Genomic DNA, 14,291 nt, shown 5'->3' with positions numbered 1-14,291 from the left:
TCTTCCAAGTGCCGCACCCCGGCGCAGGGCCGAAGGCCAGCCGAGGGATCGGAAAAGCCGGATCGTCGTTTCCCGGCAAAGGGGGCCGGATCGCTGATGACTCTCCTTGACCCAGTCGCGTTTACCATCGGACCCTTGGAACTGCGATGGTACGGAATCCTCTTTGCCGGCGGGATCGCGGCGACGTGGCTACTGATGCGCGCTCTGGCTCAGTCGGCCCGCACGGACATCGACCCTGCCCACATTGATGCGGTAATGTTCTGGATCACTCTCGCTGTCGTAGGCGGCGGTCGAGCTGGCGACCTTTTCTTCTACCGGTTCGGCGAATTCGTTTCGAACCCTTGGATGATCCTCAACGTCGAGCACGGCGGAATGTCATTTTTTGGAGGGCTTCTGGCGGTGATCCTTGCACTTGTGCTCTACACAAGGCAGTCGGGCGTTTCACTTCTGAGGCTCGCTGACATAACCGCGGCAGCGACACCGGCCGGCCTCTGTCTTGGCCGTATCGGCAACTTCATGAATGGAGAATTGTTTGGGCCGCAAACGGATCTGCCCTGGGCTATAGCTGTAACCTCCGGAGTTCCAGCACGTCATCCGACACAGTTGTATGAAGCTTTATTTGAAGGTGCACTGCTTTTTCTCTTGCTCTATCCAGCCGCGTTGTGGGGCGGAAACCTTAAATTTCCGGGGCGCACGACTGGGATGTTCCTTTGCGGCTACACAGTGCTGCGCTTTCTGCTGGAGACTCTGCGGACGGATGACGATCCGCTGCGATCGGCGGGTCACCTGCTTTCCTTGTCGCAGCTACTTTGCTTGCCATTCATGGTTCTTGGAATAGCGTTGCTTCTGCCTGAATTTAGGCGATCTTGTCGCTGACGGGTCGACGCTCAAGAATGAGTGGCAGCCCTCTGGGCATCTTGAGGTTTCCGCGCTGTCACGGGTCGATCTCCACATCGATGAACCCTTGAGAACCCAACATACGCTCGAGATCGGTGCGAAACGGCTGCGGCTTGGCGAACGACTCGCTCTCGAAGTCATCGAACTTTGGCACGACGGAAGTCTTCAGTCCTGCGTCTGCAAAGGCTGCGGCATAGTTCTTCGTATTGGATACGCGCCTGCCGAGCTCCGCCAGCAGGTCGGAACGTGGGATCGTCTCATAGTTGCCCCGGCGCGTTGAAACGACCGCCTTGGCCCTGGCCTTCAAAGGGACCGGTAGGATCGCATCAAGGATGTCCAACGGTTCGCCCTTGGACGCCCCGGGCATTTGCCATGGGGTCGCGTTGACGCTGCCGTGATGGCCGATTTTCAGGAATGCCAACGGTCCGTTCAACCGCTCCTTGCGAAGATTCCACATCACGTTCCAAGCGCAATTGCCCTTACCCTTTTTAAAACCCTGATCCCACTCAGCGTCGCCTACGAAGAGCAGCCGTTTGCCTTTCCATTCAATCAACAGAACGACGCTGGTATTGTTGCAGACCTTGCCGTCGAGGTCAGCGAATGCAAGAGCCGTCGACAGCATCCGAGAACGGAGCCGCCGGAAGTCGGCCGGATCGAGATTGGTCGGCGTCGGGACCTCGGACGGATCGGGTACTGCGGTGGCAACCGGCGGCAGATCTTTGTCGATCAACCCCAGGGCGCTTCGCAATGATGGGTTGCCCGGATCGCCCAGATAGAAATGATCGATGTCGCGTTCAGGGCCGAGCACGCTGATGCTTGCTCCTTCGAGTGGCAGGGCCTGATCAGCCTTCGAGTCGGCGTGCACATAGGTCGGTTTGATCTTGCTCGCGGCAGGCAGCGTTACACGCAGGGTGTTCATGGCGTCGTTGTTGAGCGCCATTGCGCTCGCCAGTTCCGTCAGTTGAGGGCCGAGCGCCAGGTTGAGCCGCAGGGCTTGCCCCATGGCTTCAGTTGCAAAGCTATGCAGCTTTTTTGCCTTTTCCGCCTCCGGGTGATCGGGATCCATCGCCGCGTTCATCCAGATTGCTCCGAAGGCGAAGTCATCCCAAATCTTCAAGCCGAAGCCGGTCATGTGGTCCTTGTGCTCGTGGGTCACGACCAGAAGGTCGACATGGCGCTTGCCGTCGATCAGCGGAAGCATGGGCTTCAATTTGTCCATCGCCTGCGAAAGATTGTCTGCGCCGCTCAGCGTGCCGCAGTCGATCAGGATGTGAAAGTCGCGGCCGTTCTTGTGCACCTTGGGAATACGGCAGTAGACACAGTCGCCGAGGCCGACATCGAATAGACGGATCAGAAGCTTATCTGCCATTGTCGGTCTCCGGTGTGATCGTTCTCGGCATCGCCGCGGATCGAGAAATGCGGAGAGAGCCGGAAGCGCAGAATACCATCGGCCTTGCTCACTCCGAAGGGAGGTGAGGCGCGCTCGATGAGGCCAACCTCGCCACCGATTGCCTCACCGATCATGCCGGCTTTGACGCGCGCCTCGATTGTGTCGAGAACGTCCTGACGCCGCTTCTGTCCCGCCGCCTGCTCTGCGACTGCATTTGCGCTGGTGCCAACAGCGACACTGCCAGGCTTGCGGGCCCAATGGATCTGGTTGCCGTTCTGGTCCAGCACCATGGTGGCGCCGCACAGCATAGAGGTCCGTTCATTGGCAAAGCGGCCGAAGCGCTCTCCTTCCAGAACCATTTCCTCGCGCCAGATATATTGCAGCACGACCTGCTCGGGGAGCGACCGACGGTCAGTGGCCAGCTTGCTGGCGCGCACGAGTTCGGTAACGACGAGGTCGGCATTGGGAGGAATCAATAGCTTCGCACGGTTATCGTCGAGAAAGCGGTATGCGCCGCCCCGGGATGCTGAGATGGTGTCGACCGAATGGAAAACATCGAGCGCTGGCCGCTTGAACACGGGCGCGCGCGCCAGCATCGCTGTCCGATCAGCCTCCGTGAGTATGCCACGCTTGACGAAGACGTCGAGCATCATCGCCCGGTAGCCCTTGGGGTCGGTTGGGTTGGCCACCTGTTCGGAGCGCAACAGGGCCAGTGCATAGTCCTTGAAGGTGACATCGCAGGGCGGGAGGAAGTCGAGCGGTTGAATCGCCAGCGACTGCATTCTAGGGACAGTGAAGGCAAGTGCGCGCCGGTCGCTCGGTTTCCTCGTTGGGTCCGCCTGGTATCGATCCAGCTCTGCCTGACGTTGTTTGGCGAACACTCCCTTGAGGATGTCGAACATCGTTCCGGTCATCACCTCGGATAGTACGTGCGGTTCGAGGGTGCCCGCGAGCTTCTGCATCGTCTTGTTGTTCAGCGCGCTCCTCAAGTAAGGAGCATCGCTCACGGCGCTTCCGAATTCCTCGGCAAGGCCGGCCAGGAGGGTTGCCGTATCAAGATCGCCATTGCTCTCTCTGAGCACCTTGATGCGAAACTCGTTGTTGCTGAATGCCATGAGGATTGCGGTGAGGTCGCCGACAAATTCGTGGAAGGCGGCTGCCTGCGCTCCGGTCGACTCGTAGAAATAGGGCCGCAATCCATCGAGCACGGCGTGGCCGAACTCGTGATTGACGATGTCGCTCGAAAGGCAGGTGTAGACGCGTCCATTCTCGCCGTCGAACCAGTAAAACTGGAGTGACTTGCTCTCTCGGTCATAGTACGCGTTTTCACCGTAGCCAGCATGCGGCAGCAAGATCAGTCGATTGCCTTCAAAGCCCCAACTGATCCGCCGGCCCAGCGCCATGCCGCTCTCGAAGAAATCGAGCGTATTCTGGACGATCGCCCAGACGCTCAGTTGGTGGAATTGGAAGAGATCTTTTGCCGCTTCGTCAAGCGAAGTGTCGCCGGGCGCGAGGTAACGGTTCCGATCGCGATCCCATTTCGCGGGAGCCGTTAAAACGTTCATTGTCGAATCGTAATCAACGACAGTAAAACGGGCGCTGGTTGGACCATCACGCAGACCCGGCTCCCAAGGTGTTGTAAAATCTTTGTCAAGAGCGATGTCTTCGTGCAGCTTGGCCACAAGCGGGTCCTTGAAGTAGACCTCCACCGGCATGCGTAGGCCGGTCACCATCTCGGTCTCGAGCCCTAGGTAGCGCTGCGCTGCGTAGAGGTCGATCATCACCTCTCGCGGAAGCTTTCGGTCCGGCTTTTGAGCTTCGGTACCCTCGGCCGCTCCGTTGGGATTCCCTGTCTTGCCCATGCTCTCTCCCCAGACCGTCATGGCCTCTCCCGATTGCCACGGGGCGATAATCCCATCGCCTCCGACGCAGTTCGGCGGATGCCTATTGTATTACGACCGAAGCGTTTGGGATTTTCTTGCCGTTGCTCGCCGGAAAAGCGCTACCAAGAAACGCCTTCAAGTCATCAATGATGGCGATGACGCGCTTGCGGCTGTCGATGAAGTCGATGTCATTGTCTGCCCCTCCAAGCTTGGATGCCGGATTTATACAACCGATCGAAGAAAGAAACCCGCGCCCTGGATGGATAAGGATGCCGACGCGTTTGCCGGTTGGCAGCAAAAGCAGGCCCGGCCGTTTCAACGCCGCCGGATTGACGTTCGCCGTATAGCCGATCGTCACGTACTTCTCACCGTCCTGAGTAAACAGACCGTAGGTGCCGGCTTCGACGCACCGGTTATTGCCAGCTGTTTTGTTGTCACCAGGCCCCTTCGTCTCGGCCATCGCGCCGGATAGACCGACTACTTTGACTCCGTCATGAAAAACTTCGTATCTCCCGATTGTTCTGCGCCGATTTTTCCGCGGCTGCTCACCAGCGCGGGTAATCCGCAATTCCCAGTCCTTCGCCATCTTTGTGATCCCCCTCCAATAGCAAATTACCGCTTTGCCAAAATTTCCACAAGCTCCCGAAGTTCTAGATACGAAGTAATTTTCAAGACATATCGTCAACGTTTTGCTGCATCGTGAAGCGCGATACAACGAATACCCTTCCCCGAGCGTTCTTAGGAAGCCATTCAAAGCTGCGCCGGCGCGGCTGTCTCTCGAAGAGGATTTCGTTCAGCACTTGGAGTGTTCGGCTGATCGTAAGATGTGCGTCATTTGCGCTCGATGTAGCATATATGTAAGCACTTCTCTCCCTCCGTCACTTACAAATATGAGATTCTGAAACTACGAGAACGCCTATTGCGGCACTGCCGGAAAGGGCGACTCGAATTCGGTGCTACCTTCGGCGAACCAGGAATTCGCCCAGCCGCCGGCTCTCAGTACCGAACCGCCCGCTCCCAGATCTTCGCGAAACAGGCATGGTGACTGGCGCTTTGCCGTTGGGTTGCCGCGCGCATTGGCGCAAGCCGATTGTGAGGGGTGGCAGGCCACCAGATAGCGTGTGCCGGCGCCCTTCGATGGATCATATTCCTGATAGCACCAAGCGAATTGCGGCTGTTGGTCAACCCACAGAGCCAAGGGCGTCGAGATATAGATGTCAAGTTGGTTGGTGGTGATCGCAGCATTGGGGTTGGGCGTGACTGTCAGGCCCTGCACTACGAGATCGTCCGACAACCACGCCGCATCCGAGATCACAAGCGCTTGGCTCCCATAGCGGATTTCATTGAGGCCGGCCGCGCCGCCGTCGCGCTGCACACCGCCCAAGTGCCAGCCGAACGACACCAGCCTGTCCATGATCGCCTGCGCGTTGCCGCGCTGGAAATTGCCGGCGAACTGAAGCGTAACCGGGTTCGCCCGCCGCGATCCAAGCCCCAGATTGCGCTTAAGCAGGTCGAGAGCCTGGCGGTCCATGATGTGCTTTGCTGTGAATTCCGCGTCGAGATCCGCCACGGCCAAACGAGCGGTTCTGATTTGCTCGCCAAACACCCGCTCGGCCCAAAGCGTCGCCGGCAAGGCTGCTAGGATGGACACGAGCCGTTGCTGGCCGGGCAGATCGAGGCCGGCGCAGACCACCGTCCGTATCAGATCGCCGGGGCGCAAGACTGGAGTGGGAGCGCGACAATTGTCTGGCACGGGATCGCTTGGGGCGATCTGCATGATATGAAACTGCGCCATCGCCACCAGCGTGTGAATGACATTGCGCGTGAGATCGTCGGGTGCTGCGCTGACGAGGAAACTTACAACGTCATTTCGCAGGCCATCATCCCAGCCGGCCGGCGAATCGATACGCGCCACCAGCTTTTGCGAAGCTTCGCCATAGTTGGGAGGTGATGGGGTACGCAACCGCGCCCCCAACCGATCCAAAAAAATGAAAGCCGGTACCGCCGCCACACCAATGACCACCGCCAACAGCGCGATCCTGATTCCCTTTCCACCCCACGTCCCGGTTGCGTCTTTGGGCGGATCGACAATGTCCGGTATGACTGACGGCGGCGTCAATGGCCCTTCTGCTTCCCCTAGCGCGCCACCAGCGACAGTATCTGCGCCCGCCGCGCCCGCTATCGTTCTATCGGCTGGATGCCCTAGTAGCTTACCCACCGGCGATGGCGAAGGCATCACCTCTTTCACAATTGGTGTGGGCTCCGGCGGTGGTAAAACCGCTGTCTCACGGAGCAGACCTGACGGCAAAGGGTTGAAACTGAACCTTCTGCTCAGCGACGAATTACACCACGGAACTTGCTGGTTGTCCGTCGCGGCCAAAACCGCCGACGTGACATCGGTCATGATGTCGTTGATCGACATTCCAGGCGATTTGATATGATCGAGAAGCGCTGCGGTGAAAGGACTGTGCCCACCCTCGCCGTCCAGTGCGACCGTGCCGGGCGCGGTCGCAAAGGCGATGAAAGAGCCCTGCGTGATTTCCATCCTGGCCAGGCCGCGAGTGATCCCAAGACCCTTTGTCTTGCCGGGTTGGCCTCGATAGAGCGATCGAACGAAGGGATTGTCTCGGCAGCAATCGAGCAGAACAATACTGATCTTCGCCCTTTGGTCCATCATGTCAAGCTGGTCCTGGAGCTTGATCGTCTGTCGGTTGAGCTGACCTTCGTTGTCCAGTTCCGCATCCACCGGCACCAGATAATTCTCGCCATTTACCTGCAGCCCATGGCCGGCGTAGAAGAGAAGCGCGGCGTCCGCGTTTTTGATCCTGTCCGCGAAGAGACTGATCTTCTCGTCCATACCGCTGACCGTCTGATCCAGTCCTTCGATCACCTCGAAGTGCAGGTCGGTCAATACCTTGACAATGGCGCTCGCATCCTTGGGCGGATTGGTCAGCGTGGAAGCATTCAGGTAGCCGCCATTACCAATCACCAGCGCAACGCGCCGTTCGTCCGCTGCGCCAGCCTTGGCTTTCCCTGCTTCCTGGATAGGCACCCGCGTTCGTTCCCTCAGATGTCAAATTCTATGCCAGTTTTCCCTGCGTCGGGAAACAGGCACTCGTAGTTCCAGCGCTTCTTGAGCTCGACGTCGTCCCATTGTTCGGTACTTTTCTGCCGGAAATTGAAAACAAGCGTCTTCTTGCGCGTAGGATCGGCTTTCAGGATGCGGGCAATAGTTTCCGCGTGCGGATGACCATGCCGCGACCCATCCGTGGAAAAGGCAAAACGCGTGCAGTCGATGATGCTCAGAAGCGACGGCGAGGTGTTGGCCCTGCTGCCATGGTGGGAGACCTTCAGGCAGTCGAGCCTGTAGCGAGCCGTTTCGCTGGCGCCTAGCTTGCGTAGCGAGGCTTCGACGATATCGGGATGCGAGTCCGCGCCCATCAGAACCCGTTGACCGCCGAATTCAGCGATGAAGGCGATGCTGCTGCCGTTCGGCTTTGTGCTGTCGATGGCGAACGGCTGGGCCGCGAGCGCATCGACATTGAGACCGCCAAGGTGTTCACGCCCTTCGACCAACGCAGCCGCCACCTCGTCCGGATCGACGGTTCGCAGCCCAGTCTTCTCCAACTCCGCGTCCCAGACTGGCAGCAGTTGCGACAGTTTCAAATCGGATGGCGACAGTATGGTCAGCTTGAGACCGCCTTCAAATGCCAGAGGTGCCGCCGCCTCGGGGCTATCGAGTGAAACGATGCCGCTTTTGAAGTGCGCGTTCCACGGCCATTTGCTTTTCACGATGCCGGCCGTCACTTTTTCCGCCTGGGCGGCCCCCAGAACTTCGCGGTCCTGCGGCGCGCTTCGGGTCTTGGCACCGACCAGTTGCGCATGCGCGTTGAACCAGACATGCTTGGCTTGGATGGGTAGCGCGTTTTCCTTGAACAGCGGAACCGCCCCTTCGATGTGGTCGACGTCGATGTGGGAGATCGTGAACAGATCGAAAGTCCCGATATCCTCAAGCAGCGACTTGAGCGCCCGGTAGTCGCCGGTGCGCCCGAGATCGACGAGCGCGCGATGCAGAGCATCACGGCCCCATGTCAGTATCAGCGCGTCACCTTCTGATGCCGGATGCATGGCGAGCTTGAACGTCGGTGTGGTCTTCTCCTCAATCGTCAAGACGGATTACCGTGAAGGCGCGCGTTGGGTCGACGCGGTTGGCGAGCCCGCGGGTGGCAAGCCGCCTCTCCACAAGCATTGCATCCTTGCCGGGCAGGCTTTCCAACCCACGGGCCAGCCACTCGACCGAAAGCGAATAGACAGGGACACCCCGGCCGAAGCCCTCGAACAGCCAGTTTTTTGCCTCGGCGATCTCGTCTGCATTGCGTGCACGCACCAGGAGCCGGCGGCCAAGTATGATCGGTCCATCCGGGATGCCGGGGAACCATTTGGCCAGGTTCCTCAGCCATGGATCCCAGCGCTTCTCTACGTCGGAACTGGAGGCCGCAACCGCCACCAGCCCGCCCGCCAGCGCTGCCAGAGGGTTGTTCCGCTTGCCAGACATTGCTGCCACGGCCATGTCGGTTAGTCCGCTGTCGAGCAATCTGTCGGCAGTGATCATGTCGCGCGAGGCGATAAAGCCTAGCAGACCCGCCCAGATACGGTCCTCGACGATGACGGTGCTCAGCATCGCCTCGCTCGGCGCCGCCTTGTCCACGAGCACGTAAGGGCTCCAACCACCATCGGAAGGAGCGCCATCAAATCTTGCATACCCCAGGCTTGGAAGCACCACAAGTTCCCGGCGCTGCGCCACGTTGATCAGCGCGAACAGCGGACGATTTTCAGGCCTCGTTCCGGCGGGTTTGAACCGCACCCGAAAATGATCCCGGATGCCGAGCCGCACCAACCGCCCATCGTCGCGGTCAGTGGTCATTTCCAGCCGCGGGTCCGGCACCGATAGCTGGCGGAGGTCGATCTCGACGTGACCGACAATTTTCGACGTGACCGGTTCGTTTGGTGGGGCGGTTTCCGTTGAAGCTTCAACGTCGAAATCTATGTCACGCCCCGGGTACTGGTCTAGGTTCTGCCGCACCTTGTTGAGAATATCCTTGAAGCCTTTGAGCAAATCCTCACGACCTATGGGCGGCGGTGGACCTGACGCCTCATCCAGGTATATGGACGCGGCTGCTTCATACACGGATCCGGACACGGACGCTGTCGTTAGCCATTCATGCGGCGAACTCTGTGTCGAAAACGCGACCCTGAGGATCACGTCCTTGGCCAGCTTGACATCTTTTGTTTGTGCGCGGCCATCTGGCGTGCGCAGCACGATCGTATAGTCTCCGTCCTGGACCTCCAGCGAGGCCTCTCCACCAATCGGAACGGTGAGCTGTTTGACTGGCTTCTTCGCCTCGCCCCGCCATATGATATCGGCGACCGCCCCGGCCCCGATCTGCACCGCACTGTCCAGCGCGATGACCAACTCTCCTCGCCCTTTCAAGCTGCGCCCGGTATCCAGTTGTCCGACGACGGTGCCGGCCGCCTGTGGTACGTTCTTCAGTTCAAGGAAAATGGCAGGCGCATAGGCTTTCTTCCTTGCGCTGCCGATAGACTGACCATCCCTGACGGCGGTGGCCTGAACGTCCGCCATCATCGGCACTGCCATCATCCGATACGGCGATTCGTTCTCCAAGCCTTTTATAGTAGCGCCTTCTCCGGGACTGGCCGTGACAGTGATCACGCTGTCCGGCCATTCGGCCGGATTGTTGAAGGAGACGAAGACCGGTACCTCCGACTTTTCGCCGGGAAAGGTAATGTCGAACGATCCCGCCATCTTCCCGCCCGGCGTCTGCGCCCTCTCGCTCGGCAGCCGGTGTAGCGCGAGCAAGCTGTCGATCTTGTCGACAAGCGTTCCGGGCCGCACCGGCCAACCGTCCTCGGTGGGATCGCTGGCCACGCCATCAAGTGCGTTGATCAAGGCATCGGCAAACAAAGTGGTCTTGTTGGTGCGCCCTACCGCCACCTCACCAAGCGAGGTGGCCGCAATCACCCACTGCTTCCTCGGCTCGCCGTGGTCGTCATCGGCCCGGGTCAGAGAGATCAGCTTTGTGCCCAGTTCTTCGTTCCAGGGCAGGCGCATGTCGGTCGGGACGCGGCAACAATCGAAGAGCAGGAGCTGAGCGACAGGCGTCGCATTCTCGAGCGCCCCAGCGAGTTGTTCGATCCTCGACATGCCCGAGGTTTTGTCGAGGTCATCGAGACCATAGTCCTCGAGCAGGAACGCTGTCTGACTGAGGAAGCTCTCGCCATGGCTGGCGACGTAGAGGATCGCGAGATTGTCCTTGCTCGTGTTGATGCGTCTCACCCAGGCCTTCACTGCCTCGGCGATTTCCTTGAGCGTCGCTCTGGGAACCTCGCCGCCAGCATAGGATGTGAAGTTACCCCCCCCAGCGACGGCAGGCTCCGACAGAAGCACCGCAACGCTTCCGAGCGGATACGTCTCGTTCCGGAATCCGGCCTTGGCGCCATCGACAAACCAGTCGGCGACGGCGCGGGCAGAGATCGTGGTCGTCGTCAACGGCGCCTTGAACTTCGGCGACTGATAGGCGCCGACGCCGACAATCAGCACATGGGCAGCCGGGCCGGCCGCATTCGCGGCGTCGAGATACACAAGGCCATTCTTGCGCAGCGGATCATCGCCCGGAAGCAGCATCGATCACACCAGTGCGAATTTGGGAAGGGGAAGTGCGTTCGGGGCCGGCGCGGTCGTCGTAACATAACTGCGCATGGCCACGTCCATCATTAGCCAACCCCAATTGATCAATTGTCCTTGCTCCTTGTCGGAGAAAGGGTTGAGCCGGGTGCGCATGCGCGCTAGCCGTCTGGTAAGCTTGAGATCGGCCTTCAGGACCTGAACGGCGGGATATTCGGCCGGATCGCAGTCGATGCCGCTGAAGGCTGGCACGCGCTTCTGAACCGCGCATTGCGCAAACAAGAGCCGCTTGCGCAGTGCCCGCGCCTGGTCGGTGGCGATATCGAGCGCCCGCAGCGCTTGCGTGGGCCACAAGGCGGCCGTCGTTTCCTCGGTACCGAAGGGGGCACCCGCGTCGCTGACAATGACCGGGTTGAAATCGTCCACAGTTTCCAGCCCAAGATTGTCATAAGCACCACCGTCGGTAAGCGAAAGCGTGCGCGTATAGGCTCGATCGCCATGGTGCACGGCGCCATTCAATTTTGCCCAGCTGTCGGGATCGACCTTGATCTCGACAGGTGAAAGGACAGGCGGGAAGGCGCTGGAAGCGGCAACTGCCACGGCCAGCCGCACCTTCGGTCTAACGATTTCGCCGATGGTGAAATCGGCCAACCGTACCTTCATCATCCGGACCAGGCGGCCGGTCTGCAGATTGGTGGCGTTGAACACGAACTGCGGTGTGTCGGGCAGATTCTGCAAGGTGATGCCCTTGAACATGTCGTCATAGGCGTCGGCCAGCACATCCCCGATCGACTTGCCGGGAAGCACAGCGCCCCAGCCGACTGCCATCATATCGACGGACCGGCGGCAGAAGGCTCGCAGTGGTCCGATGACTTCCGAGTCAAGATTGCGGGCGATACCGTTCTCGATCTCGAGCCGCGGCCAGGCCGCCGCCAGCATGCCGCTGGTGATAGAGCCTCCGGAGACGCTAGATATGCGGGCGATCTTAGTCAGGTAGCCGAGTTCATTGAGCCGAATAAGCGCACCGCAATGATAGAGTGTGGCTCGAAATCCACCGCCCGAAAGCGCCAGTGCCGGTGCCTTTCTGTCGACGGTTGCCGTTTCAGCCTCGACGTTATCCACCATCTTCGCGTCCTCCGCTTTGATCGCTCCGCGTGTCAGCAGGCCCAGGGCAGGGTAGTCCTCACCAAAGCCCCTTCGTGGCGTTCAGATTGGTGTCGATGTGCTCGCCATAGAAGACCGCCTGTTCGTCTTTGTAGCCTTGCTTGAACTTCCTGGTGGCCATGTTCTTCTTGGTTTTCGTCGCGCCCTGGTTATAGGCGATGGCTACATACACACTCTCGTCATGTGTCAGGCTTTTCTTGCCCGCCCCATAGAGCACCTTCGTCTGCGCCGTCAGTTCCGACATCCCCCGGCCAAGTGTCCCCTTCCAGGTCGCCCACTTCTCTTGGAGGAAATACTCCTTGTCACCATCGAAGAACTGAATGTCGTACTGGAACATCCCGAATCCATGGCAGAACTTGTTTGGGTTCTTCACGGCGGTCTTGTAGCCGGCATTGATTGCGGCGATGCGCACCAGAGCGGCGCGCGCGACCTTGAACATTTCCTTGCCCTTGGCATGGCTTTCCAGGTCAGCTCGGTTTTTCGGCCAGGCAGACGCGCGCTTGGGGAAGTCGATTGTGTCACCGACGCAGACAGCAAGCACCGCCTCCGGTGTCGCCGTCTTGTACATTTTTGCCCAGATGTAGAACGTCTCCTGGATACCGATGGAGATGAGCAGGTTCTTGGTGATCGGTGTGCCGACGACCGCCTCGTCGATGTCGGCGCCGAAATTCTTGTTCATCCAGATCATCGCATCCTGCATAGCGCTGGTCATGACTGTCTCCTCAAATGGGTTGCGCTACAGGGTGGCGCTGAAGTCGATAATCGCCCGAGGGGCAAAGCTGCCCTTGTAGACCGTTTGCGAAAATTCCTCTTTTTGACTGACGCCGTCGATCGGCACTTGCCGCGTGCCAATGGCAACGATCTCGTAGGTTTTTCCGGCCGTCACCGTACGCCCGCCATAGCTGGGAAACCGCATCGCGTCGGCCATGAATGCCTCCTTTGCCGTTTCCCAGAAACTGCGTTCGACGACGGTGCCGGCCAATGCTGGCGCCTGCGCGTCGTCGGCCAGTTCACGCAAGGCGATCTGCACCGGTCCGACCGCCGTATTTCGCTTCACCCGGATAGAAATCCAGGCCTGATCATTGTTGAGCACAGGCCGTTCAGGTTCGGCCTGCACAGGATTACGAATACCCAATCGCTGCAGCAAGGTGTTCACGCCGGCACTACCGCCGGCGATGATTAAGGATGAGAGGCTGGTCGAGACCTTGCCGCTCCAGGTCTCCAGAGAGGTGTTTGGCGTTACCAGCACGATCAACCTGGCGAAAATATCGTAGTGGAAGCCCAGCACGACTGTCAGCCCTACGGCGACCATGACAACGGTCTTCATGGCGCGATTGTTGAACAGCATCCTGTACAACCGCCATTGGAAGATGGTGGCAAGCGCGCTTTCCACCACCAGCACGACAACAGCGAGCGAGACAAGCTCGATCCCCAACTGACCGACATTCGGAACGACAGGGGTTTGTTGCGCGAAGGCCGGTTCGGCCACGGTTGCGAAAATAAATGCGAAACGATAGATACGGAACATTGTCACGGTCTGGTCACCTCGAACATTTGACGTCCCCATCAGCGATCTCACGCCAGATCGCCGCCCTTTAACTACAGGCTGTAGCGTGCGCGAAAATCGGCGAAGGAGATCGCCAGATGGTTCTCATCGACGTTGCCCGTGATTCCATCGACGGTGCCCGACTGGCTGTATTGCCAGATTAGATAACTGGTGAAACCTTGAGGGATCGGTGGCGGATTTGAACCATAGCGGGCAAGCCAGAGCGGACAATTTCCAAAGCCGGTCGGGTTACCCAGCGCCTGCCAGATGTTCGCGCGGGTATAAAGAAAAGGCCAGCGGCCGCCATGGGCGTTCCGCACCGCCGCGACCCAGTCCCGGGCTTTCTGTACATAGGCTTTCCGCGCCGCCGGCGTGGCGGGAATGAGTTCGATGTCCAGAGAGGGAATGAGATCCCCGCTACCGAATGGTACGGTCTGGAGAAAGGCCTGCGCCTGGTCGACGCCCGCAGCGGTGTTGCGCAGAAAGTGATATCCCCCCACCAGCAATCCCGCCTCCCTGGCATCGGAAACATTGCGGACCGCGAATGCATCCTTGACAGTCTTGTCGGATATCTTGATGAACGCGAACGTGACCCCAGCATTGCGAACACGCGCCCATTTGATTGCGCTAGCTCCGCCGCCACCGGCTCCGTTCTGATAGTGCGAAACGTCGACCCCCTCCCGCGTCGGCATACCCCTGACACCCAAA

Annotated in this window: 11 protein-coding genes; 1 reads left to right on the top strand and 10 read right to left on the bottom strand. The window is 59.4% G+C overall.

The genetic code is table 11. The features are described 5' to 3' along the window. Window positions 1–96 precede the first annotated feature (96 nt). Entirely contained in the window at window positions 97–876 is a 780-nt protein-coding gene (gene lgt / locus FJ548_RS14280; protein ID WP_140778177.1) for a prolipoprotein diacylglyceryl transferase, read from the top strand. Between the two features lie 58 nt (window positions 877–934). Here the strand turns inward: lgt and FJ548_RS14275 are convergent, their stop codons facing one another. The 10 genes from FJ548_RS14275 to FJ548_RS14230 form a co-directional block, all read right to left on the bottom strand. After that, complete coding sequence (locus FJ548_RS14275) at window positions 935–2,266, bottom strand: metallohydrolase (RefSeq protein WP_140778176.1); 1,332 nt, start codon at window positions 2,264–2,266, stop codon at window positions 935–937. After that, complete coding sequence (locus FJ548_RS14270) at window positions 2,248–4,170, bottom strand: serine protease (protein ID WP_246678669.1); 1,923 nt, start codon at window positions 4,168–4,170, stop codon at window positions 2,248–2,250. Before FJ548_RS14270 ends, FJ548_RS14275 begins: the two co-directional genes overlap by 19 nt. A 61-nt stretch (window positions 4,171–4,231) precedes the next feature. Then, entirely contained in the window at window positions 4,232–4,756 is a 525-nt protein-coding gene (locus FJ548_RS14265; RefSeq protein ID WP_140778175.1) for a hypothetical protein, read from the bottom strand. Window positions 4,757–5,086: 330 nt separating this feature from the next. After that, window positions 5,087–7,222, bottom strand: a complete 2,136-nt coding sequence (locus FJ548_RS14260; RefSeq protein ID WP_181168793.1) for a caspase domain-containing protein — start codon at window positions 7,220–7,222, stop codon at window positions 5,087–5,089. Between the two features lie 14 nt (window positions 7,223–7,236). Further along, window positions 7,237–8,340: a hypothetical protein gene (locus FJ548_RS14255; protein ID WP_246678668.1), complete on the bottom strand. Its 1,104-nt coding sequence runs from the start codon at window positions 8,338–8,340 to the stop codon at window positions 7,237–7,239. Further along, entirely contained in the window at window positions 8,330–10,873 is a 2,544-nt protein-coding gene (locus tag FJ548_RS14250) for a caspase family protein (protein WP_140778173.1), read from the bottom strand. Before FJ548_RS14250 ends, FJ548_RS14255 begins: the two co-directional genes overlap by 11 nt. A 3-nt stretch (window positions 10,874–10,876) precedes the next feature. Beyond that, entirely contained in the window at window positions 10,877–11,998 is a 1,122-nt protein-coding gene (locus FJ548_RS14245; RefSeq protein WP_140778172.1) for a patatin-like phospholipase family protein, read from the bottom strand. A 58-nt stretch (window positions 11,999–12,056) separates the two neighbouring features. Next, a complete protein-coding gene (locus FJ548_RS14240) occupies window positions 12,057–12,749 on the bottom strand; it encodes an SH3 domain-containing protein (RefSeq protein WP_140778171.1) in 693 nt (230 codons plus the stop codon). 24 nt (window positions 12,750–12,773) lie between these two features. Beyond that, window positions 12,774–13,565 carry a hypothetical protein gene (locus FJ548_RS14235; protein ID WP_140778170.1) on the bottom strand — a complete coding sequence of 264 codons (792 nt, stop codon included), beginning with the start codon at window positions 13,563–13,565 and terminating at the stop codon, window positions 12,774–12,776. 71 nt (window positions 13,566–13,636) lie between these two features. Beyond that, window positions 13,637–14,291, bottom strand: a 655-nt coding sequence (locus FJ548_RS14230) for a glycoside hydrolase family 25 protein (RefSeq protein ID WP_210242669.1), incomplete at its 5' end; no start/stop codon positions are given.

This window comes from Mesorhizobium sp. B2-4-17, assembly GCF_006441275.1.
GTDB lineage: Bacteria > Pseudomonadota > Alphaproteobacteria > Rhizobiales > Rhizobiaceae > Mesorhizobium.
Note: the sequence above shows the minus strand (reverse complement) of the source record. Positions and strands in the feature narration are given on the sequence as shown.

Excerpts from the sequence above, each read along its gene's own strand:
- lgt (WP_140778177.1), top strand. The coding sequence starts at position 97 with ATGACTCTCCTTGACCCAGTCGCGTTTACCATCGGACCCTTGGAACTG.
- FJ548_RS14275 (WP_140778176.1), bottom strand. The coding sequence starts at position 2,266 with ATGGCAGATAAGCTTCTGATCCGTCTATTCGATGTCGGCCTCGGCGAC.
- FJ548_RS14270 (WP_246678669.1), bottom strand. The coding sequence starts at position 4,170 with ATGACGGTCTGGGGAGAGAGCATGGGCAAGACAGGGAATCCCAACGGA.
- FJ548_RS14265 (WP_140778175.1), bottom strand. The coding sequence starts at position 4,756 with ATGGCGAAGGACTGGGAATTGCGGATTACCCGCGCTGGTGAGCAGCCG.
- FJ548_RS14250 (WP_140778173.1), bottom strand. The coding sequence starts at position 10,873 with ATGCTGCTTCCGGGCGATGATCCGCTGCGCAAGAATGGCCTTGTGTAT.
- FJ548_RS14245 (WP_140778172.1), bottom strand. The coding sequence starts at position 11,998 with ATGGTGGATAACGTCGAGGCTGAAACGGCAACCGTCGACAGAAAGGCA.
- FJ548_RS14240 (WP_140778171.1), bottom strand. The coding sequence starts at position 12,749 with ATGACCAGCGCTATGCAGGATGCGATGATCTGGATGAACAAGAATTTC.
- FJ548_RS14235 (WP_140778170.1), bottom strand. The coding sequence starts at position 13,565 with ATGTTCCGTATCTATCGTTTCGCATTTATTTTCGCAACCGTGGCCGAA.